The sequence below is a fragment of the Pseudoalteromonas sp. CuT4-3 genome, assembly GCF_035666335.1.
GTDB lineage: Bacteria > Pseudomonadota > Gammaproteobacteria > Enterobacterales > Alteromonadaceae > Pseudoalteromonas > Pseudoalteromonas atlantica.
This window is the reverse complement of sequence record NZ_CP142030.1, coordinates 1,852,360-1,876,623: the sequence shown is the minus strand read 5'-3', so window position 1 is coordinate 1,876,623 and position 24,264 is coordinate 1,852,360. Positions and strand designations below refer to the sequence as shown.

General features: G+C 40.9%; 23 protein-coding genes. 14 read left to right on the top strand and 9 right to left on the bottom strand.

From position 1 onward, the window contains the following. The first annotated feature begins 2 nt into the window (after positions 1–2). Both VOI46_RS08490 and tcdA read left to right on the top strand, forming a co-directional pair. Positions 3–674 carry a TIGR01621 family pseudouridine synthase gene (locus VOI46_RS08490; protein WP_004586690.1) on the top strand — a complete coding sequence of 224 codons (672 nt, stop codon included), beginning with the start codon at positions 3–5 and terminating at the stop codon, positions 672–674. Continuing rightward, positions 675–1,478, top strand: a complete 804-nt coding sequence (tcdA, locus tag VOI46_RS08485) for a tRNA cyclic N6-threonylcarbamoyladenosine(37) synthase TcdA (RefSeq protein ID WP_004586689.1) — start codon at positions 675–677, stop codon at positions 1,476–1,478. It begins immediately after the preceding gene. Between the two features lies 1 nt (position 1,479). On the opposite strand, the gene VOI46_RS08480 is transcribed toward tcdA, so the two are convergent. The 3 genes from VOI46_RS08480 to VOI46_RS08470 all read right to left on the bottom strand — a co-directional run bounded on the left by VOI46_RS08480 (position 1,480) and on the right by VOI46_RS08470 (position 4,533). After that, the gene (locus VOI46_RS08480) at positions 1,480–1,896 is read right to left on the bottom strand and encodes a SufE family protein (RefSeq protein ID WP_004586688.1); all 417 of its coding nucleotides are present in this window, start codon (positions 1,894–1,896) and stop codon (positions 1,480–1,482) included. A 13-nt stretch (positions 1,897–1,909) separates the two neighbouring features. Then, positions 1,910–3,136 carry a SufS family cysteine desulfurase gene (locus VOI46_RS08475; RefSeq protein WP_004586687.1) on the bottom strand — a complete coding sequence of 409 codons (1,227 nt, stop codon included), beginning with the start codon at positions 3,134–3,136 and terminating at the stop codon, positions 1,910–1,912. A gap of 110 nt (positions 3,137–3,246) precedes the next feature. After that, positions 3,247–4,533, bottom strand: a complete 1,287-nt coding sequence (locus tag VOI46_RS08470; RefSeq protein WP_004586686.1) for a citrate synthase — start codon at positions 4,531–4,533, stop codon at positions 3,247–3,249. Positions 4,534–4,949: 416 nt separating this feature from the next. Here VOI46_RS08470 and sdhC point away from each other — a divergent pair, with 416 nt between their 5' ends. The 8 genes from sdhC (at position 4,950) to sucD (ending at position 14,817) form a co-directional block, all read left to right on the top strand. Further along, the gene (gene sdhC, locus VOI46_RS08465; protein WP_004586685.1) at positions 4,950–5,327 is read left to right on the top strand and encodes a succinate dehydrogenase, cytochrome b556 subunit; all 378 of its coding nucleotides are present in this window, start codon (positions 4,950–4,952) and stop codon (positions 5,325–5,327) included. Continuing rightward, a complete protein-coding gene (gene sdhD / locus VOI46_RS08460) occupies positions 5,318–5,665 on the top strand; it encodes a succinate dehydrogenase, hydrophobic membrane anchor protein (protein ID WP_004586684.1) in 348 nt (115 codons plus the stop codon). The genes sdhC and sdhD overlap by 10 nt, the downstream gene beginning before the upstream one ends. Continuing rightward, the gene (gene sdhA, locus VOI46_RS08455; protein ID WP_004586683.1) at positions 5,666–7,438 is read left to right on the top strand and encodes a succinate dehydrogenase flavoprotein subunit; all 1,773 of its coding nucleotides are present in this window, start codon (positions 5,666–5,668) and stop codon (positions 7,436–7,438) included. 10 nt (positions 7,439–7,448) lie between these two features. Continuing rightward, positions 7,449–8,165, top strand: coding sequence for a succinate dehydrogenase iron-sulfur subunit (locus VOI46_RS08450; protein WP_004586682.1), 717 nt, complete (start codon positions 7,449–7,451; stop codon positions 8,163–8,165). 89 nt (positions 8,166–8,254) lie between these two features. Then, positions 8,255–11,074 carry a 2-oxoglutarate dehydrogenase E1 component gene (locus VOI46_RS08445; RefSeq protein WP_004586681.1) on the top strand — a complete coding sequence of 940 codons (2,820 nt, stop codon included), beginning with the start codon at positions 8,255–8,257 and terminating at the stop codon, positions 11,072–11,074. Between the two features lie 3 nt (positions 11,075–11,077). Beyond that, on the top strand, positions 11,078–12,601 hold the full coding sequence (gene odhB / locus VOI46_RS08440) for a 2-oxoglutarate dehydrogenase complex dihydrolipoyllysine-residue succinyltransferase (RefSeq protein ID WP_004586680.1): 1,524 nt from the start codon (positions 11,078–11,080) through the stop codon (positions 12,599–12,601). 177 nt (positions 12,602–12,778) lie between these two features. Further along, on the top strand, positions 12,779–13,945 hold the full coding sequence (gene sucC / locus VOI46_RS08435) for an ADP-forming succinate--CoA ligase subunit beta (RefSeq protein WP_004586679.1): 1,167 nt from the start codon (positions 12,779–12,781) through the stop codon (positions 13,943–13,945). Beyond that, the gene (gene sucD / locus VOI46_RS08430) at positions 13,945–14,817 is read left to right on the top strand and encodes a succinate--CoA ligase subunit alpha (protein WP_004586678.1); all 873 of its coding nucleotides are present in this window, start codon (positions 13,945–13,947) and stop codon (positions 14,815–14,817) included. Before sucC ends, sucD begins: the two co-directional genes overlap by 1 nt. A gap of 63 nt (positions 14,818–14,880) precedes the next feature. Here the strand turns inward: sucD and VOI46_RS08425 are convergent, their stop codons facing one another. After that, a complete protein-coding gene (locus tag VOI46_RS08425; protein WP_324737970.1) occupies positions 14,881–15,951 on the bottom strand; it encodes a DUF3083 family protein in 1,071 nt (356 codons plus the stop codon). Positions 15,952–16,159: 208 nt separating this feature from the next. Here VOI46_RS08425 and glnS point away from each other — a divergent pair, with 208 nt between their 5' ends. Continuing rightward, positions 16,160–17,824 (top strand): glutamine--tRNA ligase, encoded by a 1,665-nt coding sequence (glnS, locus tag VOI46_RS08420; protein WP_004586676.1) that lies wholly within the window; start codon positions 16,160–16,162, stop codon positions 17,822–17,824. Positions 17,825–17,951: 127 nt separating this feature from the next. On the opposite strand, the gene fur is transcribed toward glnS, so the two are convergent. The 5 genes from fur to VOI46_RS08395 form a co-directional block, all read right to left on the bottom strand. Next, complete coding sequence (fur, locus tag VOI46_RS08415; protein WP_004586675.1) at positions 17,952–18,395, bottom strand: ferric iron uptake transcriptional regulator; 444 nt, start codon at positions 18,393–18,395, stop codon at positions 17,952–17,954. A gap of 189 nt (positions 18,396–18,584) precedes the next feature. After that, positions 18,585–19,112 carry a flavodoxin FldA gene (gene fldA / locus VOI46_RS08410; protein ID WP_004586674.1) on the bottom strand — a complete coding sequence of 176 codons (528 nt, stop codon included), beginning with the start codon at positions 19,110–19,112 and terminating at the stop codon, positions 18,585–18,587. Positions 19,113–19,126: 14 nt separating this feature from the next. Next, entirely contained in the window at positions 19,127–19,405 is a 279-nt protein-coding gene (gene ybfE / locus VOI46_RS08405; RefSeq protein WP_004586673.1) for a LexA regulated protein, read from the bottom strand. Between the two features lie 2 nt (positions 19,406–19,407). Beyond that, positions 19,408–19,629 (bottom strand): DUF2788 domain-containing protein, encoded by a 222-nt coding sequence (locus VOI46_RS08400; protein WP_004586672.1) that lies wholly within the window; start codon positions 19,627–19,629, stop codon positions 19,408–19,410. Positions 19,630–19,724: 95 nt separating this feature from the next. After that, a complete protein-coding gene (locus tag VOI46_RS08395; RefSeq protein WP_004586671.1) occupies positions 19,725–20,492 on the bottom strand; it encodes an alpha/beta fold hydrolase in 768 nt (255 codons plus the stop codon). A 344-nt stretch (positions 20,493–20,836) separates the two neighbouring features. Between VOI46_RS08395 and seqA the strand changes: the two genes are divergently transcribed. The 3 genes from seqA (at position 20,837) to astE (ending at position 24,192) form a co-directional block, all read left to right on the top strand. After that, complete coding sequence (seqA, locus tag VOI46_RS08390) at positions 20,837–21,412, top strand: replication initiation negative regulator SeqA (protein WP_004586670.1); 576 nt, start codon at positions 20,837–20,839, stop codon at positions 21,410–21,412. Between the two features lie 10 nt (positions 21,413–21,422). Then, positions 21,423–23,060: a phosphoglucomutase (alpha-D-glucose-1,6-bisphosphate-dependent) gene (pgm, locus tag VOI46_RS08385; protein WP_004586669.1), complete on the top strand. Its 1,638-nt coding sequence runs from the start codon at positions 21,423–21,425 to the stop codon at positions 23,058–23,060. Positions 23,061–23,139: 79 nt separating this feature from the next. Then, the gene (gene astE, locus VOI46_RS08380) at positions 23,140–24,192 is read left to right on the top strand and encodes a succinylglutamate desuccinylase (protein WP_004586668.1); all 1,053 of its coding nucleotides are present in this window, start codon (positions 23,140–23,142) and stop codon (positions 24,190–24,192) included. Positions 24,193–24,264: the final 72 nt, after the last annotated feature.

Here is a 24,264-nt window from a genome sequence, read left to right as displayed (position 1 = left end):
TAATGGTTAAAAGTGAATTACCCATAGTGTTTAGCCACGCTGATTTTTACATATTTGAAAAACCAGCGGGGCTTAATTTTCACTCAGAAGGTGAAAAAGGGTTTGTGGTATTAGCTGAGCAGCAAACTGGCGAAAAATTATTTGCTGTTCACCGCCTTGATAAAGTGACATCTGGCCTTATTATTCTTAGTCGCAATAAAGAAGCCGCTGCTAAATTTACGTCTCTTTTTACTGAGCACGCAATAAACAAGTTTTATTTAGCTATAAGCAATGCTAAACCTAAAAAAAAGCAAGGGTGGATAAAAGGTGATATGGCTAAGTCTCGCAGGGGCATGTTTAAGCTTTTACCTACCCTGCAAAACCCGGCCATTACCCGCTTTTATTCTTTTAGTTATAAGCCGGGGTTTAGGGCGTATATTTTAAAGCCGTATTCGGGTAAAACCCACCAACTTAGAGTGGCATTAAAAAGTTTAGGGGCGCCAATTTTAGGCGATACACTTTATAGTGGCAGCGCAGCTGAGCGGGCGTATCTTCATGCCTATGCGTTAAGTTTTTTATGGCATGGGGAGCAAATTAATTGCTCTTTGCTACCTACTACGGGTGATGAGTACCAGCAATTAATTAATCATCAAGAATTTCAAGCATGGCAATCGCCGTGGCAACTGGATTGGTAAATGAGCGAAAAAGTAACAGATATTCGTTTTGGCGGGATCAAACGCCTATACGGTAACCAACAATTTGACTGGCTACAACAAGCCCATTTTTGTGTAGTGGGGATAGGCGGTGTAGGAAGTTGGGCTGCAGAAGCTTTAGCACGTACAGGCGTGGGTAAAATCACTTTAATTGACTTAGATGATATTTGCGCGACGAACGTAAATAGGCAAATTCATGCACTTAGCGGCAGTATTGGCCAAGCCAAAGTAGATGCAATGAAAAGTCGCTGCGAACTGATAAACCCAGAGTGTAAAGTAACTGTGATAGATGACTTTATTACTCTTGAAAATATTCGTGAGCATATTCAAGGTTTTGATTACGTCATTGACTGTATTGATGCAGTTAAAGAAAAAGCAGCGCTTATTGCTCATTGTAAGCGCAATAAAATGCCTATTATTACTACTGGCGGCGCGGGTGGGCAAACTGATCCTAGCCAAATAACATTTGGTGATGTGGCTAAAACCACGCAAGATCCGCTACTTGCTAAAGTGCGTTATATTTTACGCAAACAATATAATTTTAGTAACAACCCTAAACGCAAATTTAATATTGATTGTGTGTACTCAACTGAGCAACTTGTTTACCCAGGCAGTGATGGAAGTGTATGCCATGCTAAACAAAATGCTGATGGTACAATGAATATGGATTGTAATAACGGGTTTGGCTCGGTAACTATGATCACCGGAAGTTTTGGCTTTTTTGTAGCGGCTAAAGCGGTACGTAAATATTTAGATAAAAAACAGCGTTTACAACAAGCTCAATAGTTTAATTGAGCTTGTTAGTTGCCATGCTTTGAATTGCCTCGACCATGGCTTTTATTCCGTTCCCTCGAGATGCACTAAGGTGTTTAATTAAGCCTAACTTTTCAAATTCGTCATACGCATTAATATTCACGACTTCTTCAGGTGTTAAGCCATTATAAAGCGCTAAAATTATCGCTAATAAGCCTTTTACAATGCGGGTGTCTGAGTCGCCAATAACCACTAAACGATTCTCGCTATCGTCAAACTCCATAAACATCCACACTTTGCTCTCACACCCTGGCACCAGTGCGTCATCGGTTTTAAGTACATCCGCTAAAGCGGGAAGTGTTTTGCCCAGAAGCATTATTTCGCGATATTTTTGCTGCCAAGATTGCGCCTGCTGTATAGGTTTTACTACGTTTTTAAACGTATTTGTCATGAGTTATCCTAAATTAGTCTAATAATTCAATCGATTCTTTCAAAGCATTGATGAAATTATCAACATCTTGATGGGTATTATAAAATGCAAAGCTTGCTCGAACCGTGCCTTTTACCCCTAAATGGTGCATTAATGGTTGCGTACAATGGTGTCCACTGCGCACTGCAATACCAAATCCGTCAAGCAAAGTTGCCAAATCGTAGGGGTGTTCACTTTTATAATTAAAACTAAGGGTGCCAATATTATTGTTCAGGTCGCTATAAATAGTAATTCCGTCAATTTCACTCAACTGTGTGGCTGCATAGTTAAAAATAGCCTGCTCATGGCACTGTAACTGTTCTATGTTTAGGGCTGATAAATAATCAATTGCTGCACTAAAGCCAATGACGCCGGCTATATTTGGGGTGCCGGTCTCAAATTTAGCAGGAGCGTCTCTGTAGGTGCTTTTTTCAAGCGTTACAGTATCTATCATCTCACCACCCGTTTGATACGGGGTAAGCGCATTAAGTAATTCATAGCGACCATATAAGCCTCCTACACCCGTAGGGCCAAGCATTTTATGCGCTGAGAATACATAAAAATCGCATCCAAGCTGCTTTAAATTAGGGCGTAAATGCATGGCTCCTTGTGCGCCATCAACAACAACTAACGTGCCGACTGCTGTCGCTGCAGCTATTAATGGCGCTAAATTGGTAATATTACCTAATGCATTAGACGCTTGGCTGATACACATCACCTTTGCTTTAGTATGTGTGATCATGTCTATACAGCGCGCTATATTAAATGTCGCGTTTTGCTCAAGGGGAAGTGCAGATAGCGTAGCCCCTGTATTTTGTGTTAATACCTGCCAAGGAACAATATTAGCGTGGTGCTCAAGGGGGGTAATTAATACCGTATCTTCATGAGTAATTTGCCTTTGTAGGCCATGAGCAAGTAAATTTAGTGCCTCTGTTGCGCCTTTTGTCCAGACGATCTCTTTAGCATTTACGTTAAAGTAATCAGCTGTTTTTAATCTTGCTTCCTCATATTGCTCTGTAGCGCGCTCGCTTAAGGTGTGGCGTCCTCTGTGAACGTTTGCGTTGCCTAAATTATAAAAACGAGTGGTTGCATCAATAACGCTTTGTGGTTTTTGTGAGGTTGCGCCAGAGTCTAAATAAACTAAAGGGTTGCCACTAAGGGTTTGGTTTATCGTAGGGAAGTCGTTGCGAATTTTTGTTATATCAAACTCTTGAGAAGGCATGGCTATTCAACATCTATAAATTTAGGCAGGAATTGTAATCGGTTTCATAAAATTGACAAGTAAAGCGCACAAAAAAGGCCGCAAAAGCGGCCTTTTTTAACTAACTAAGCTTAGCGCTTGTCAGTTGATACGAAGTCACGTTGCGTGTAACCAGTATACATTTGACGAGGGCGGCTGATCTTATGACCAGGTTGAGATAGCATCTCATCCCAGTGAGTGATCCAACCAACAGTACGTGCCATTGCAAAAATTACAGTGAACATGCTTGTTGGAATACCAATCGCTTTTAAGATAATACCTGAGTAGAAATCAACGTTAGGGTAAAGTTTCTTCTCTACAAAGTATGGGTCTTCAAGGGCAATTTGTTCAAGCTTCATTGCAATATCAAGAAGCGGATCTTGAATGTTAAGCTCTTCTAATACTTCGTGACACGTTTGACGCATTACTGTAGCGCGTGGGTCGAAGTTTTTGTAAACACGGTGACCAAAGCCCATGAGACGGAACGGATCAGACTTATCTTTTGCTTTTGCTACGTATTCATCAATACGATCAACAGAACCAATCTCTTCTAACATGTTTAAACATGCTTCGTTAGCACCGCCGTGAGCAGGGCCCCAAAGAGATGCGATACCCGCTGCAATACATGCATATGGGTTAGCGCCTGAAGAACCTGCTAAACGTACTGTTGACGTTGAAGCGTTTTGCTCATGATCAGCATGAAGCATGAAGATTTTATCCATTGCTTTAGCTGTCACAGGGTTAACTTTGTATTCTTCAGCCGGTACAGAGAACATCATGTGTAAGAAGTTTTCTGCGTAGCTTAAATCATTACGTGGGTAAACAAACGGTTGACCAATGTTTGTTTTGTACGCCATAGCTGCAATAGTCGGTAATTTAGCGACAAGTTTAATCGCGCTTGTTTTACGTTGGCTTGCATCAGTAATATCAAGATCTTCGTGGTAAAAAGAAGATAATGCGCCTACTACACCACATAGCATTGCCATTGGGTGAGCATCGAAGCGGAAACCTTGGAAAAAGTTAGCAATTTTCTCATCAAGCATTGTGTTGTGCGTGATTTCTTTTGCAAATGCATCGTATTGCTCTTTAGTTGGTAACTCACCGTTTAATAGTAAGTAACAAAGCTCGATGTAGTTAGAGTCTTCAGCTAATTGCTCAATTGGGTAACCACGGTGAAGTAATACACCTTTACCACCATCAATGTAGGTGATTGCAGATTCACAAGAGCCAGTCGACATGAAACCTGGGTCATAAGTAAAGTGACCGTGTGAACCTAACGTACGTACGTCGATCACATCTTGGCCAGCAGTGCCTTGATAAATTGGAAGTTCGATTGGATCTAGTCCATCAATATGGACTGTGGCTTTTTTATCTGCCATCTATGTATCTCCTATTAAGATATCTATTCTGATTTTTAGATTTTTAAAGTTCTGAAATCTTGTTTTAAGCACATCTTCGCATTTTAACGTGAAAGAGGGGGTTAAAGTCAATTTTTATAAACATTATGCATATATGTATAATAAATATTCGGTATTAATTAAATATTATACTATCGGCTAATTCGCAAACGTCTCTAACTAAACAAGAATTGTAAAACAACCTTTGGGTATATATACTATCGGAGGTTTTAAACCGCTTTGTATTTAGGTAAACATATTTTTACAGCGTAATTTTTGCAGATTTGTGAACTTTTGCTGTATTGACACGTTTACTTTGATAGTTCCACCAGAAATTTTGGTGGGTTTTAGAAAAACAAGTAGATGAGCTCCAATGTGAGCAAGATGGGCAAGTAACTGTGAAAAAGCAAAGACCTGTAAATCTAGATCTAACAACTATATCTATGCCGGCAACGGCTAAAGCATCAATCTTTCACCGCGTCACCGGTGTTGCATTATTTTTTGCTTTAACGTTTGTCATTTGGGCTTGGTCTGAGTCTCTTTCTTCAGCTGAAGGTTTTGAATTCGTCAAGGGTCTGTTTAGCGGATTCATTGCCAAATTCATAGCTTGGGGCACACTTTCTGTATTGGGTTATCACCTTATTGGTGGTATCCGTCACATCATTATGGATATGGGCCACTGGGAAGAACTTGGATCAGGTAACCTTAGCGCTAAAATTGCAATGGCACTTGGCGTTGTATTTGCCGTACTGGCAGGGGTGTGGATATGGTCTTAAATCAAGCAACTCTTAAACGTGATGGTGTACAAGATTTCGTATCTTTACGTACCACGGCACTAGTAATCACCGCATACGCGATTTTTATTATCGGCTATTTTTTAGCAACGCCAGAAGTCACTTTCGAAGCCTGGACAGGCCTATTCTCTAATCTAGCAATGAAGGGTTTTACACTTATTACTCTTGTATGCATGATGGTTCATACCCGCATTGGCCTTTGGCAAGTTTTAACGGATTACGTTAAAAACGCTAAACTACGCGCTGTTTTAGGCTTTGTATTAAACCTGATGGCCGTTGCTTACGTAGCTATTGGTCTAATCGTTTTATGGGGTGTTTAAGTGAAATATTCTGTTCGTGAATTTGACGCCGTAGTAATTGGTGCAGGTGGTGCTGGTATGCGCGCCGCTCTTGCCATTACCGAATCTGGCAAAACGTGTGCATTAATATCTAAAGTATTCCCAACACGCTCACACACTGTATCTGCACAGGGTGGTATTACAGTAGCGCTAGGTAATTCACACGAAGACAACTGGGAATGGCATATGTACGATACCGTTAAAGGTTCCGATTTTATCGGTGACCAAGACGCTATCGAATACATGTGTCAAACAGGCCCAGAAGCTATTACTGAATTAGAAAACATGGGTTTACCATTTTCTCGTTTTGAAAATGGCCGTGTTTACCAACGTCCTTTCGGTGGTCAATCGAAAAACTTTGGTGGTGAACAAGCTGCACGTACCGCAGCAGCTGCTGACCGTACTGGTCATGCTTTATTACACCTTCTATACCAACAAAACGTTAAAAACCAAACTAATGTATTCTCTGAGTGGTATGCACTAGATTTAGTTAAAAACGACAATGGCGATGTAGTAGGCTGTACAGCAATTGAGATTGAAACAGGTGAAATCACTTTCTTCAAATCAAAAGCTGTTGTACTTGCAACCGGCGGTGCTGGTCGTATTTTCGCATCAACAACCAATGCTCACATTAATACGGGTGATGGTGTTGGTATGGCAGCCCGTGCAGGCGTTGCTATGCAGGATATGGAAATGTGGCAATTCCACCCAACCGGTATTGCAGGCGCTGGTACACTTGTAACGGAAGGTTGTCGTGGTGAAGGTGGTTATCTTTTAAATAAAGATGGCGAACGCTTCATGGAACGTTATGCACCAAACGCTAAAGACTTAGCGTCTCGTGACGTTGTAGCACGTTCAATGATGACTGAAATCCGTGAAGGCCGTGGCTGTGATGGTCCTTGGGGTCCACACCTTAAGCTGAAACTTGACCACTTAGGTGAAGAAACGCTTAACTTACGCCTACCAGGCGTATGTGACCTTGCTAAAACTTTCGCACACGTTGACCCTGCTAAAGAGCCAATTCCAGTAATACCAACTTGTCACTACATGATGGGTGGTGTTCCAACTAACGTAAATGGTCAAGCGCTACAAATCGATGCTAACGGCAACGAAAAAGTAGTAGAAGGCTTATTTGCCGTAGGTGAAATTGCCTGTGTATCTGTACATGGTGCAAACCGCCTAGGTGGTAACTCATTACTTGATTTAGTTGTATTTGGCCGTGCTGCGGGTAACTTCCTAGGTAAATACCTAAACGAAGTTGAAATTACTAAAGCACCGACAGCATCTGATATTGACGCGTCTCTTGCACGCTTTAACCGTTGGGAAAATTCAACGGCTGGCCAAGGTGAAGACCCAGTTCAAATCAAAAAAGACCTACAACAATGTATGCAGCTTAACTTCTCGGTATTCCGTGAAGGTGAGTCTATGGCGACAGGTCTAAAAGAGCTTAAAGAAATTCGTGAACGTCTGCAGCATGCACGTCTTGATGATAAATCATCAGACTTCAACACGCAGCGTATCGAATGTCTTGAACTAGACAACTTAATGGAAACAGCTTACTCAACTGCAGTAGCTGCAAACTTCCGTACTGAAAGCCGTGGTGCACACTCTCGCTTTGACTACCCAGATCGTGATGACGAAAACTGGTTATGTCACTCAGTATTCAATCCGGTAACGGATGAAATGAGCAAGCGTGACGTAAACTACGCGCCTAAGACGCGTGAAGCGTTCCCACCTAAAGCACGTACCTACTAGGAGCGAGACGATGGCACAAGTACAATTTTCAGTTTATCGTTACAATCCTGATGTTGATAACGCACCTCGTATGCAAGAATATACTTTGCAAACAGAGGAAGGTCAGGACATGATGGTATTGGATGCACTTTTATTATTAAAAGAGCAAGATCCAACATTATCATTCCGTCGCTCATGTCGTGAAGGCGTGTGTGGCTCTGATGGCGTTAACATGAATGGTAAAAATGGTTTAGCATGTATTACACCATTATCTACGCTGCAAAAAGGCGGCAAAGGTACTATTGTAATTCGTCCTTTACCTGGCTTACCTGTGGTACGTGACCTTGTTATTGACATGAGTCAGTTCTACACTCAGTACGAAAAAGTTAAACCATACCTAATTAACGATCAGCCAGCGGCTGGTGAGCGTCTTCAATCTATTGAAGAACGTGATAAATTAGATGGACTTTACGAGTGTATTTTATGTGCATGTTGTTCTACATCGTGTCCTTCGTTCTGGTGGAATCCAGACAAGTTCATTGGTCCAGCAGGCCTTCTTCATGCTTACCGTTTCTTGGCTGATAGCCGCGATACGGCAACTGAAGAACGTTTAGCAGACTTAGACGATGCGTTCAGTGTGTTCCGTTGCCACAGTATCATGAACTGTGTTAGCGTTTGTCCTAAAGGTCTTAACCCGACCAAAGCAATTGGACAAATTAAATCTATGTTATTAAACCGCGCGGTTTAATCACTTAGTAACGTAAGATGGCTAATATTTTTATTAGCCATCTTGTTATGACAACTATTAATTTCTGCGCTAAAGAAAAGGGCTTATAAATGCACGAAGGTGTGATGAAGGCATGGCTAGAATCTTCACATTTAAACGGCGGCAACGTTGCTTATGTAGAAGAGCTTTATGAAGCGTATTTAGATGATGCGACTTCTGTGCCAGAAGAATGGCGAGAAGTGTTCGAACAATTACCTAAAGTAGATGGTGTGGATGTTGAAGTAAAGCATTCAGAAGTTCGTTCACAGTTTGCGGCGCTTGCTAAAAACAAGCATAGAGAGGTAGTGGTAGCAGAGGGTAGTGGCGGTGACCTTAAACAGGTTAAAGTACTACAACTTATTAATGCTTTCCGCTTTCGAGGACACCAAAATGCTAACCTAGATCCATTAGGCATTTGGCAACGAGAGCGTGTTCGAGATTTAGAGCTAGAATACCACGACTTATCTAAAGCTGATTTTGACCGCGAATTTAACGTAGGATCGTTTGCCGTAGGCCGCGATACTATGCCTTTAGGTGAACTATACCAGGCACTTAAAACCACCTATTGTGGTTCTATTGGTGCTGAGTATATGCACATCACATCAACAGAAGAAAAGCGTTGGTTACAACAGCGTTTAGAATCTGTTCAATCACGACCTACTTTTTCTAAAGAAGAAAAACTGCGTATCCTTAAAGGATTAACTGCAGCAGATGGTCTTGAAAAATATTTAGGTGCAAAGTTCCCTGGTGCTAAGCGTTTCTCACTTGAAGGTGGTGATGCGTTAGTTCCTATGCTTAAAGAACTTATTCACCGTGCTGGCGAAAGCGGGCAAAAAGAAGCAGTTATTGGTATGGCCCACCGTGGTCGCTTAAACGTCCTAGTTAATGTGTTAGGTAAAAACCCATCTGAGTTATTCGATGAGTTTGCTGGTAAACACAAAGACACGTTAAGCTCTGGTGACGTAAAATACCATATGGGTTATTCATCTGACTTTGCGACCAAAGGTGGCAATGTTCATATGGCACTTGCGTTTAACCCTTCTCACCTAGAAATTGTTAACCCTGTGGTTATGGGCTCAGTAAGAGCGCGTTTAGACCGTTTAGGTGACAGTTCAGGTAGCAAAGCATTACCTATTACTATCCACGGTGACTCAGCGATTACAGGCCAAGGTGTTGTACAAGAAACATTTAACTTGTCGCAAACAAACGCCTTCTCATGTGGTGGTAGTATCCGTATTGTTGTAAATAACCAAGTTGGTTTTACAACTTCAAAACAAGACGACGTACGTTCTACAGATTACTGTACTGACATTGCTAAAATGGTTCAGTCACCAATCTTCCATGTTAACTCTGATGACCCTGAAGCCGTTGCATTTGTTACACAACTTGCACTTGATTTTAGAAACCAGTTTAAACGTGACGTAGTAATCGATTTAGTATGTTATCGCCGCCATGGTCATAACGAAGCTGATGAGCCTAATGCAACACAGCCTCTTATGTACCAAAAAATTAAAAAACATGCGGTTCCGCGTTTAATTTACGCTGATCAACTTATGTCTGAAGGCTCATTCACTGAAAGTGAAATTAAAGCATTAGCTGATGAATACCGTAACGGCTTAGATGAAGGTAACTGTGTTGTTGAAGAAATTCAGCCAGAAACTTCGCACTCATCTGATTGGGCAAAATATGTTGGCCATGAGTGGAATGTTGAGTACGACGCAAGCGTACCGGTAGATAAGCTAAAAGCACTTGGCGAACAAGTTGCGCAGTTCCCTGAGCAATATAAAGCACAGTCTCGTGTTAAAAAGATTTACGATGACCGTAAGCTTATGGCAAGTGGCGAAAAACCACTAGATTGGGGTATGGCAGAAACACTTGCTTATGCAACAATTGCCTCTGAAGGCACAGATATACGTTTAACTGGCCAAGACTCAGGGCGTGGTACTTTCTTCCACCGCCATGCTGTAGTACATAGCCAGTCGGATGGTTCAACTTACCTCCCTCTACAAAATTTAAGTGAAGACCAAGGTACCTTTGAAGTATTTGACTCTGTTTTATCAGAAGAAGCGGTACTTGCTTTTGAATATGGTTATGCAACAGCTGAACCTACATCATTAGTCCTTTGGGAAGCCCAGTTTGGTGACTTCGCAAATGGTGCACAAGTCGTATTTGACCAGTTCTTAAGCTCTGGTGAGCAAAAGTGGGGCCGTTTATGTGGCTTAACATGTTTGCTTCCGCATGGTTATGAAGGTCAAGGTCCAGAGCATAGTTCTGCACGTTTAGAGCGTTTTTTACAGCTTTGTGCTGATCACAACATGCAAGTGTGTGTTCCTTCAACACCTGCACAAGTTTACGCTATGCTACGTCGTCAATCAGTTAGACCACTTCGTCGTCCATTGATTGTAATGACACCAAAATCACTACTTCGTCACCCACTTGCGGTATCTTCACTTGAAGAACTTTCACAAGGTGTATTCCATAATATGATCGACGAAATCGATGATATTAACCCTGAGAAAGTAGAACGCGTAGTATTTTGTAGTGGTAAAGTTTACTACGAACTATTACAAGAGCGTCGTAAGCTTGAGCAAGACAACATTGCTATTGTACGTGTGGAGCAGTTATACCCGTTCCCGCATGCAGAAATGGACACGATTATGGAACGTTACCAACACGTTACTGATTTTGTTTGGTGTCAAGAAGAGCCACAAAACCAAGGTGCTTGGTACTGTTCGCAACATCACTTTATTGATGCAATCCCACAGGGTGCTAAATTGACTTACGCAGGGCGTAAGGCGTCGGCATCTCCAGCGTGTGGTTACATGTCAGTACATACTAAAGAACAACAAGCGCTCGTTGCAGACGCGCTTACTATACAAAAGAAAGGATAAGCAATGAGCACAGAAATTAAAGTTCCTGTTCTTCCTGAGTCGGTTGCAGATGCTACCGTTGCTACATGGCATGTAAGTGTAGGCGACAAAGTAAGCCGTGACCAAAACTTAGTAGACATTGAAACAGATAAAGTGGTTTTAGAAGTGTTTGCACAAAATGACGGTGTAATTACTGAAATATCACAAGAAGAAGGTGCAACGGTACTTGGCGACCAAGTTATCGGTTTACTTGGTGATGCTGATGCAGCACCAGCAAGTGACAGTGCTCCGGCTAAAGAAGAAGCCGCACCTGAAAAATCAGAAGACGCGCCTGCGGCGCAATCAGCTCCAGCATCAGAAGGTAAAGAAGTGGACATTAAAGTACCTGTACTTCCAGAATCAGTTGCAGACGCAACAATTGCTACATGGCATGTACAACCAGGTGAAGCGGTAACTCGCGACCAAAACTTGGTAGATATTGAAACTGATAAAGTTGTTCTTGAAGTAGTAGCTCAAGAAGACGGTATCATGGGCGAGCAACTAAACGCAGAAGGCGATACTGTACTTGGCGAACAAGTTATTGGTAACGTTAAAGCGGGCGGCTCTCCAGCGGCACCTGCAGCTAAAGCAGAGGAAGCGCCTGCTGCAAGTGAGTCTAACGATAGCTCAGATGTGTTAACGCCGTCTGTACGTCGTTTAATCGCTGAAAAAGGGCTTGATGCGTCTAAAATTAAAGGCACAGGTAAAAACGGCCGTGTAACTAAAGAAGACGTTGATACTTTCTTAAAAGCACCTGCTCCAGCTGCTAAAAAAGAAGCCGCTTCAGCACCTGCTGCACCTATGGGTGACCGTACACAAAAACGTGTACCAATGACGCGCTTACGTAAAACCATTGCTAATCGTTTATTAGAAGCGAAAAACTCAACAGCAATGTTAACTACGTTTAACGAAGTAAACATGAAACCTATCATGGACCTTCGTAAGCAATACCAAGAAGTATTCGAGAAGCGTCACGGTATTCGTTTAGGCTTTATGTCTTTCTACGTGAAAGCAGTAACTGAAGCACTTAAGCGTTTCCCTGACGTAAATGCATCAATTGATGGTGACGATATTGTTTACCACAATTACTTTGATATCAGCATCGCTGTATCTACACCACGTGGTTTAGTTACACCAGTACTTAAAGATTGCGACAAACTATCTGTTGCTGAAATCGAGAAAGGTATTCGTGAATTAGCCCTTAAAGGCCGTGACGGTAAACTAACACTTGACGATATGACAGGTGGTAACTTTACCATTACTAACGGTGGTGTATTTGGTTCGTTACTTTCTACGCCTATTATTAACTTACCACAGTCATCAATCTTGGGTATGCACAAAATCCAAGAGCGTCCTATGGCTGTAAATGGTAAAGTTGAAATTCTTCCTATGATGTATTTGGCACTATCTTACGATCACCGCCAAATTGATGGTAAAGAATCTGTTGGTTTCTTAGTAACTATTAAAGAGTTACTTGAAGATCCAACTCGCTTATTACTGGATGTTTAATCGAGTAGTATGAAATATAAGCTGTGAATGACAATTCACAGCTTTTTTTTTGCGCCTTTGGTGTTACTGGGGTTTTCATGTTAAGCCTTGGGATCTATACTAGGTGCGCAATTTGGGATAGCTGTTTATTTGCATAAATATTCAGCTCTTTTAGTATAAAAAATTGGATAAAGCATCATGAATTTGCATGAGTATCAGGCAAAACAACTTTTTGCCGAATATGGTTTACCAGTTTCTCAAGGTTTCGCTTGCGATACACCTGAAGAAGCTGCAGCAGCTGCCGAAAAAATTGGCGGTGATATGTGGGTTGTTAAAACTCAGGTTCACGCAGGTGGCCGTGGTAAAGCTGGCGGTGTTAAGCTAGTTAAAACAATCGAAGAAGTAAAAGAATTCGCTGCTAACTGGTTAGGTAAAAACTTAGTTACTTACCAAACAGACGAAAATGGTCAGCCTGTTGCTAAAATTTTAGTAGAAAGCTGTACAGATATCGCTAACGAATTGTACTTAGGTGCAGTTGTTGACCGTGCTTCTCGCAAAGTTGTTTTCATGGCGTCTACTGAAGGCGGTGTTGAAATTGAAACTGTTGCTGAAGAAACTCCAGAGCTTATCCACAAAGCAGAGATCGATCCATTAGTGGGTCCTCAAGCTTACCAAGCACGTGAGTTAGGTTTTAAATTGGGTCTTAACCCTACACAAATGAAGCAGTTCGTTAAGATCTTTATGGGTCTTGGCAACATGTTCAACGATTTTGATTTCGCTCTTCTTGAAATCAACCCGTTAGTAATCACAGACGAAGGTAACCTTCACTGTCTTGACGGCAAAATCGGTATCGATGGTAATGCACTTTACCGTCAACCAAAAATCCGTGAAATGCATGATCCATCTCAAGAAGATGCACGTGAAGCTCACGCAGCAAGCTTCGAGCTTAACTACGTAGCACTAGATGGTAACGTAGGTTGTATGGTTAACGGTGCAGGCCTAGCGATGGGTACTATGGACATCGTAAACCTACACGGCGGCAAGCCAGCTAACTTCTTAGATGTTGGTGGCGGCGCGACTAAAGAGCGTGTTTCTGAAGCATTCAAAATCATCCTTTCTGACGATAACGTAAAAGCTGTTTTAGTTAACATCTTTGGTGGTATCGTACGTTGTGACATGATTGCTGAAGGTATCATTGGCGCAGTTAAAGAAGTAGGCGTAAACGTGCCTGTAGTTGTACGTTTAGAAGGTACTAACGCTGAATTAGGTCGTGACGTTCTTAAGAACTCTGGCCTAGATATCATCGCTGCTGAATCACTAACAGACGCTGCTGAGAAAGTTGTAGCTGCTGCGGAGGGCAAATAATGTCTGTATTAATCAATAAAGATACAAAAGTTATCTGTCAAGGTTTCACTGGTGGCCAAGGTACTTTCCACTCTGAGCAAGCGCTTGAGTACGGTACACAAATGGTTGGTGGTGTAAGCCCAGGTAAAGGCGGTCAAACGCACCTTGGTCTTCCAGTATTCAACACAGTACGCGATGCAGTTAAAGAAACTGGCGCAACAGCGTCGGTTATCTACGTACCAGCACCTTTCTGTAAAGATGCAATCTTAGAAGCTATCGATGCGGGCATCGAGCTAATTGTTTGTATCACTGAAGGTATCCCAACACTAGACATGGTTGACGTTAAAGTTAAGCTTGATAACTCTGGTGTTCGTATGATCGGTCCTAACTGTCCAGGTGTTATCACTCCTGGTGAGACTAAGATTGGTATCATGCCTGGTCACATCCACAAGCCTGGTAAAGTAGGTATTGTTTCTCGCTCTGGTACTTTAACGTACGAAGCGGTTAAACAAACTACAGACGCTGGTTTTGGTCAGTCTACGTGTGTTGGTATTGGTGGCGACCCAATCCCAGGTACTAACTTTATCGACGTGCTAGAAATGTTCGAAAAAGATCCACAAACTGAAGCAATCGTAATGATTGGTGAAATTGGTGGTACTGCAGAAGAAGAAGCTGCAGAGTACATTAAAGCTAACGTAACTAAGCCTGTTGTTTCTTACATTGCTGGTGTAACTGCACCAGAAGGTAAGCGTATGGGTCACGCTGGCGCAATCATCGCAGGCGGTAAAGGTACTGCTGATGAGAAATTTGCTGCACTAGAAGCTGCTGGCGTACAAACTGTACGTTCACTTGCTGATATCGGTAAAGCACTTAAAGAGAAAACAGGCTGGTAATCAGTTTGCTTAATCTTTAAAAAAGGCTCGCATTTGCGAGCCTTTTTGTTTTTGGCTTAAATATTAGTATGGGTAACTAATGTGTTGAAAAAACCGTACTGATAAATCTTGTCGTTCTTTATTTACTGCCAGCTCTGAGCACATAGCGTGTATTGTTTTTTCTACTTGATTCATAAAGCGGCCGTAGCCCATTTCATGTTTATCTTTATGGGTGGCAACAATTACAAAATGTAGTGACTCAACTAATTTTTCAGCATTGAAAAAAATCTGTATTTGCGTGGCTGTGCCATTCACATCAAAACTTATTTTTTGTAATTCTGCATTCCCATCATTTTTATCTATTTGGCTATTACGCACTATGGGCCTTGCACCATTAGCAACCATAGCGCCGTGAGATAATTCGTATCGCTCGCAGCACCCTTTAAATGATTGGGCGAAGTAGTTATAAAACTCAGTGTAATTATTTTTATTTATTAAGCTTTGAAATTGCGTTTTAATGCCGCGCGAAACCGGTATAGAAAACGTTGCATAGGTCATTTCTGCATGCTCGGCGGGTATTTTACATTGGCGAGCTAAATAACGAGGGTATAGGCTTCTAAGTTTGTAGCCGTAACTTTGGTTACAGCCTTTGCTCTTGGCAAATAAGTCATAGGTTAAATGCTGATGATCGCGAAGCTTAAACTGGGGTTGTTCAATAAATAATTGTGTTTGTAAATTATCTAACACTTTTTGCACCCTGCTGTGAAATTGTGCCGAGCTTGCTCGTAAATCATCACCGGTGGCTAAAAATAACAAGCGAATTTTTTTACTTTTAAAAGCAGGGGTGTAGTGTAGTTTGTGCGCCTCGTGGTAACGCGGGTTGTAAAAAAACAACATTTGCTTAGCTGTTTCTAATTGATACGACTCATCATGAAATCTGACAACGGGTAATTTGTCGTTAGCGAGTAGGTGTACATTATGTAGCTCGTATTCATCACAGCTTGCAAATAGTTGCTTGGCAATGCGGGTATAGCAACTATCGATATCGCTAAAACTAGTGTAAAAGTCATCAGTGGGTGTAATTTCAGCGAGTAAATAGTGATTAGCTCGCGCATTTGTTGGTATATAAACTCTGTGTTGTGTAGAACTGGCCATCTTTGAATCCTTTTAAGGAGCTTAAGTTTAGGTACTATAAATGCCTTTCATGACTCAAATATTGCGCTAAAACAAATTTAAGTAATAAACTAATGCACCATTGCCATAATAACTAGAATAAACCCGCATCTAGTGCTGTATGTTAGTGTTTGTTTTTGTAATAATGCATTAGTTTTGTTATCACGAATATTCAGAGGATCGCACTCCTATGGCGGAAATTGAGAATCGCCCAAGTAACTTTATAAGAACTCGAATTGATGAAGATTTAGCAAGTGGCAAACATGCAACTACGCATACACGTTTTCCACCTGAACCAAATGGCTTTTTACATATTGGCCATGCAAAATCAATTTGTTTGAATTTTGGCATTGCAAAAGATTACGATGGTTTATGTAACCTACGTTTTGATGATACAAACCCAGAAAAAGAAGATATTAACTACGTTAATTCAATCAAAGAAGACGTGCAGTGGTTAGGCTTCAACTGGAGTGGTGAGATAAAATATTCGTCAAACTATTTTGATACCCTATACGGCTATGCAGTAGAGCTTATTGAAAAAGGCTTAGCGTACGTTTGTTTTTTAACGGCCGATCAAGCACGCGAGTATCGCGGTACGTTAAAAGAGCCGGGTAAAAACAGCCCATACAGAGACACCTCAGTAGAAGAAAACCTCGCATTGTTTGAAAAAATGCGCGCGGGTGAATTCAAAGAAGGTGAGTGTGTTCTACGCGCTAAAATTGATATGGCAAGCTCATTTATGGTGCTTCGCGATCCAATTATTTATCGCGTTCGTTTTGCTCATCACCATCAAACAGGTGACAAGTGGTGCATTTACCCAATGTATGACTTCACACATTGTATTTCTGATGCGCTTGAGGGCATAACCCATTCATTGTGTACACTTGAGTTTCAAGATAACCGTCGTTTATACGACTGGGTACTTGATAACATCAGCCTTGAATGCCACCCACAGCAAATTGAGTTTTCGCGCTTAAATCTTGAATACACAATTATGTCTAAGCGTAAGCTAAACGACTTAGTTGTAAATAACTATGTAGAAGGGTGGGATGACCCACGTATGCCAACTATTGCTGGTTTACGTCGTCGTGGTTATACACCGGCTTCAATACGTGAGTTCTGTTTACGTATCGGTGTGACTAAGCAAGAAAACATGGTTGAAATGGGCATGCTTGAAGCGTGTATCCGTGAAGACTTAAATGAAAACGCACCACGTGCAATGGCAGTACTCGATCCAGTTAAAGTGGTAATAGAAAACTTTGATACAGATAAAGTAGAAACATTGTCGGTAGCTAACCACCCTAATAAAGAAGAAATGGGGCGTCGTGAAGTACCGTTTACTCGTGAGCTTTTCATTGAGCGTGAAGATTTCCGCGAAGAAGCGAATAATAAATTTAAACGCTTAGTACTTGATAAAGAAGTACGCTTACGTGGTGCTTATGTAATTAAAGCCCAGCGTGTAGAAAAAGATGAAAATGGTGAAATTACCACTATTTACTGTACTTACGACAACGAAACACTAGGTAAAAACCCAAGTGACGGTCGTAAAGTAAAAGGGGTTATTCATTGGGTTTCTGCGCCTGAGTCGGTTAATGCAGAAGTTAGATTGTATGACCGTTTATTTAATGTACCAAACCCAGGTGCAGCTGAAGAGTTCGAATCGACACTTAACCCAGATTCGTTAGTTGTATTAGAAAATGCAAAACTTGAAGCATCGCTTGCTAAAGCCGAACCGGCTCAAGGCTTTCAGTTTGAGCGTACTGGCTATTTCTCACGTGATACAAAGTCAGAAAATTTAGTATTCAACCAAACGGTTGGTCTTAGAGATTCATGGGCTAAAATCGAGAAGCAGTAACGCTTTTATAATACCAATTTGCATAATATCTCATTATTGCAAATTGGTATTAAACACAGTTTAAATGTTTAATTTTAAGCACAAAAAAACCTGCAATAGCAGGTTTTTTTATTACTATAGCGCGTTATTAGCTATTGGAATCGCTAAATGCTTTACACGCTGCTTTGTCTTGACACTCACCGTATAGGTATAAAGAGTGATTTGTTAGTGTAATACCGTTTTCTTCGGCTATTTCTAACTGGCGACGTTCAATTAAGTCATCTTCAAATTCAACAACTTTACCACATTTTAAACACACTAGGTGGTCGTGGTGAGTGCTGCCAGAAAGTTCAAATACTGACTTTCCGCCTTCAAAATGGTGACGGCTTACAATACCTGCGTCATCAAATTGGTTTAATACACGGTAAACAGTCGCAAGACCAATTTCTTCACCTAAATCTAAAAGAATTTTGTATACATCTTCAGCGCTGATGTGTTGGTTATCTGGAGATTGTAGAATTTCTAAGATTTTAATACGCGGTAAAGTTACTTTTAAACCGGCTTTTTTAAGTTCCAAGTTATGATCAGTCATTAAATCTGTCTCAAATTTGTTTGGTTATACTAGACATCTCTTACAGATGCACACGACACATTAGCAATAACAAGGATAACGCGCCTAAGCACTGAGTGCAAAGAACAATTGATCAATTTTGCTATTAATTCTAAAGTCGCTAACTGTTTGATAATTATTTAAACAGTTAGCGATAAAAGGGGGGGGAGGTTAGTCTGCTAGTTCGCTTAAGCACATTTCATCATATACTTGTGCGCACCATGCTTTAACACGTTGTTCTGTTAATTCAGGTTGGCGGTCTTCATCAATACCTAAGCCTACAAAGTGCGTGTCATCAGCCATACCTTTAGATGCTTCAAAGTCGTAGCCTTCACTAGACCAATGACCAACCACAATAGCACCGCGCTCGGTAACGATATCGTTGATCATACCCATAGCGTCTAAAAAGTATTCTGCGTAGTCTTCTTGGTCGCCACAACCAAAAATAGCCACTAGCTTACCTTCAAAGTCTACTTCTTCAAGCTCAGGGAAAAAGTCATCCCAATCACATTGTGCTTCACCGTAGTACCAAGTAGGAATACCGAATAAGATTAAATCGAACTCTGCAATCTCTTCTTTAGAGCTTTTTGCAATGTCGTGTACAGCCACAAGCTTTTTACCCAATTCTTTTTGGATCATTTTTGCTACGTGTTCTGTATTACCTGTGTCACTTCCGAAAAAAATGCCTACACTTGCCATGGACTTCAAACCTTTTATCTATCAATAGCCAATCTTTCTTGTAAAATTGTTTCAATCAGCGCACTACGGCTAATATTTTGTGCATCTGCCATATCACTCAGTGCCTGATATAACTGTGATGAAACTTTAAATTCTACACGCTTTAAACCGCGTGCTTTATCTCGTTTTATTTGATTACGTTTATTAACCTTTAACTGCATATCCCTTGGTAAAGGGTTCGTTTTAGGCCTGCCTGGGCGCTTTTCGTATTCAAATAAATCGGGAGTTGTTCTATCTGTTTCTGACTTCGCCATGCCTAACCTACACCTGCACCTTGCCAAAAAACTTGTATAAGTCCTTTCGCAATAAAGCCAGAACACCCTAAAAAGAGGACGCCCCACACAATGTAGCGACCAAACTTAGGTACGTTACCACTATTAAGTACGTCTTTAATTGCCAGGCCGATGAATACAAAAATACCGGCTAAGCCAAAGTACAACCCTAGGGTATCAAATTCGTTAATAAACTGACTGACCATCAACGTATAACCTTTAAATTAAACGGCGCGTACTATAGCATATAAATATGCATTAATTTAGTACGGATAACCAAAAACACATGATTAAAATTGCATTAAAGCCCTGTTAAAAAGTCATTTATTGCTTTATTAACTGCAGCGGGTTTTTGTGCATGAAGCCAATGTCCTGCACCGTGTATAATTTTTGCTCGTGTATTTTTAAAGCGCTTTGTTATTTCATCGCGGTATTCTGGCAGTATGTAATCAGAATCGTTGCCTTTGATAAACAAAGTATCGCACAAACAAGAATTGTTTTCATTAACATTGGCGGTGATTGTCGAATATTTTTCATCAAGTACATCTAAATTAAATCGCCATTTGTACTGTCCATCGTCGTTTTTAGCTAAGCTTTTTAGTAAAAACTGCCTAACACCTAGCTCATTAATGTACTCGCTCATAATAGCATCGGCTTGTTTTCTATCAGTAACCTGGCTAGTTGCCACTTTTTTTAGTGCATTAATAATTTGTGTGTGGCGGGCAGGGTAACTCACAGGGGCAATATCAAGTACCACCAGCTTATTTACTTTTTGGCTATGCATTAGCGCCACTTCCATCGCCACTTTACCGCCCATTGAATGGCCAATCAGGTGCGCATTGTTAATATTTAACGCGTTGATTAGCTCAACAATATCTGCGGCCATTGCAGGGTAGTTCATTTCATTACTGTGCGGTGAAGCGCCATGGTTACGCAAATCTACATTCGTTACCCTAAAGTGCTCGCTCAATGGTTTTGCAATAACATTTAGGTTTTCTAAAGAGCCAAATAAACCATGAATGATCACAACATCCGGACCTTCACCGTATTGTTTATAGTTTAATAGCATGACCGCCTCCTAAAATTTTGGCTTAGTTTGCCGAGCATTGCCCTAAAAAGCAAAAGATATAACGGTTAACTGCTCTGCACGCGCCTTTTATGGGGTAACACCGTTTATTTTTACGCCAGTTGTGGGCTATTTGGTGTTACCAGCCTAATGGAGATAAAAATATGGGTAGTACTTTTAAAAGCTGTTAATTACTACATTGGGTTTATAAGCAAATAATCAAGACACCTTTATTAGCGTGTTTATAGGATATGTTTGTGCGAGTGCTTGTTGTAACTCGCATTTATATTTGGTTTGGGTATAATCACGGGGAAAGAAAAAATGTGGCCCGTAATGACAGGAACAACATGAAACAAATCGACATAGACGACGAGTTATATCAGTATATTGCTAGCAATACACAAAGTATTGGCGAAAGCGCATCCACTATTTTACGTCGTTTATTAAATCTAAACGGTGATGACAACACTCCCGTTGCTAAGAACAATCAAAACAATCAAACAGCTACTCAAGCCCCAATTGACGACACGCCAGCTACTAACGACAGCCAAGAGCAAGAGGTTGTCACACCCGTGAAGCAAACAAACGCTAATGTATTTAATATTCTAAATAAAGAAGAACTAGCAATGCAAAAAGGGGTGGTAGGCAGGTTTTTATTTATTTTAAGTGCTTTTTATAGAACGCATAAAAAAGAGTTTAGTGCTGTGCTTGATATAAAAGGGCGCGACCGCGTTTACTTTGCAACCAGCAAAGAAGACTTAGTTAATAGCGGCAGTAGTATGAACCCTAAAAACATTACCGACAGTGAGTACTGGGTAATGACAAATTCAAACACGACACGTAAAAAAATGATGCTACACGAGGTTGCGCTGTGCTTAGGTTATTCAGCAGAGCAAGCAGAAGAAATTCGCGATTACTTGTAAGGAAATAAACATGGCTATTCATTCAGGTGCTGGGAAAACTGCGCCACATTCAACTTTAGTTAACGTACCAAAACTGGTATCGGCTTATTACTTAAATGAGCCAGACTTAGAGCAAAACCCAGAGCATTGTGTTGCTTTTGGTACGTCGGGTCACCGTGGTTGCTCTTACGATGTTAAGTTTAACGAATCTCATATTTTAGCCATTACACAAGCTATTTGTGACTACAGAAAGCAAAACGACATTTTTGGTCCGCTTTTTTTAGGTAAAGATACGCATGCATTAAGTGAAGCTGCTTTTAACTCTGCCATAGAAGTATTAGTGGCTAATGAGGTGCAAGTAATTACCCAGCAAAATCACGATTACACGCCAACCCCTGTCATTAGCCATGCTATTGTTTGCCATAACAAATTAAATCCTAACGAATTAGCCGACGGTATTGTGGTAACGCCTTCACATAACCCGCCAGAAGACGGTGGCTTTAAATACAATCCACCTAACGGCGGCCCAGCAGATACCGACGTAACTAAATGGATTGAAGACAGAGCAAATCAATTACTATTAGAAGATTTAGTAGAAGTTGAGCTGTTTCCATTTGCTAAAGCATCGCGTTCAGGGTTTATTAAATACGAAGACCTAATGACGCCATACATTAACGACTTAGAAAATATCGTTAATTTAAAAGCCGTTAGCGATGCGGGTATTAAAGTAGGTATTGACCCGCTAGGTGGCTCTGGTATTAACTTTTGGCCATTAATAGCGCAAAAATATAATTTAGATTTAACCGTAGTAAACGACAGTGTTGACCCGCGTTTTGCATTTATGCCACTTGATAAAGATGGCAAAATTCGTATGGATTGTTCATCACCTTACTCAATGGCTAATTTAATTAAATTAAAAGACGACTTTGATATTGCTATTGGCAACGACCCAGATTACGACCGCCATGGCATTGTTACCCCAGATGGGTTAATGAATCCTAATCACTTTTTAGCGGTAGCAATTGATTATTTATTAAAACACCGCGACTGGGACAGCAGTGTAGAAATTGGCAAAACGCTGGTTTCTAGCTCAATGATTGACCGCGTAGTAGCTCGTAATGAGCGTAAAGTTAAAGAAGTGCCGGTTGGCTTTAAGTGGTTTGTCGATGGCTTAAATAAAGGTAAGCTTGCCTTTGGTGGCGAAGAAAGTGCTGGCGCTGCGTTTTTACGATTTGATGGCAGCGTATGGTGTACCGACAAAGACGGCTTTATTATGGGGTTACTTGCAGCTGAAATACTCGCAGTAACAGGTAAAACACCATCAGCGCTTTATAAAGAGCTAGAGCAAGAATTTGGCTCTCCACTATACAAGCGTTTAGATGCCCCTGCTAGCAGTGCGCAAAAATCACGTTTAAAAGCACTTAGTGCAAGCGATGTTAAAGCCGATACATTAGCTGGCGAACCAATTTTACAAAAACTGACTCATGCACCTGGCAATGATGCGGCCATTGGCGGCTTAAAAGTAGTGACTGAAAACGGCTGGTTTGCAGCACGTCCTTCTGGTACTGAAGATATTTATAAAATTTATCTTGAGTCTTTCAAAGGTGAAGAGCATTTAGCACTACTAGAAAAAGAAGCGAAGCAATTAGTTGATTCTGTGATCAGCTAACACGGCTTACACTATTTAAAAACGGCTGATTTATTCAGCCGTTTTTGTTTGTATCTCTCACACTATAAAAGGGCTTATCATGTTAGCCAAACCAGATTATTTAAATGAACTAATAAATAGCGGCGATTTTTTAACACTCAGTCGCGACAATGAATGGCATTTAGAGGCAAGTGAATTTGCTTTAGAAAATGGCACGCGCGTAAGCGTTCACGATACAGGTGTTATTGAATTTCAACCTCAGGGTACAACAACAAAAGATGTTGTGCTTTCAAGCGCTGTACACGGTAACGAAACCGCACCTATAGAAATATGTGACGAGCTAATAAAAACTATAATAAAAGGTGAGCTTGCATTAAATCAGCGTGTGCTCTTTATATTTGGTAATCCAAAATCAATAAATATTGGCCTGCGCTTTGTAGAAGAAAATCTAAACCGTTTGTTTAATGGCCACCACACTGTTGAAGGTGTGCCAATGAATGATGAGCGTAAACGCGCAGCAAAACTAGAAGAGTATGTAACTGACTTTTTTGCACGGGGCGAGCAAGGCAGTGCACGTTATCATTATGATTTACATACTGCTATACGTGGCTCAAAAAATGAAAAATTCGCTGTGTATCCTTATCTTCATGGTAAACCATGGAAGAAATCACAGTTACAATTTTTACTTAGCTGCGGTGTAAATACCGTATTAATGATGAAATCACCGGCAACCACATTCAGTTACTATTCTTCGTTTGTTCATGGCGCTGATTCATTTACCGTTGAACTGGGTCAAGTTAAACCGTTTGGTGAAAACGACATGGCTAGCTTTGCAAAAACCAAGCAAACGCTAACTGCATTAATTAGCCAAAAAGAAGTCCAATACCCTCAATTTAATGCAAGTGACTTTGAGCTGTTTGCCGTACATCGCACAATTAATAGAACGCAGCAGGACTTTAGCTTTCCGTTTTCTGATGATGCAGAAAATTTCACAGGGTTTGCTAAAGGTGAGTTGCTAGCAACAGACGGCGATACCCCTTATTATGCCGATGTGGAAGGGGAAGCTATTATTTTTCCAAATGCGCACGTTGCGCTTGGGCAAAGGGCATTGCTTACCGTTATTCCTATGCAAGTAGATAGTAATTTCGTCTAATAAAACTCATCAGACCACTCGCCTTAAATATTTAACTGTATGTTTTTATTAGTTTAATAAATGCGTACAGTT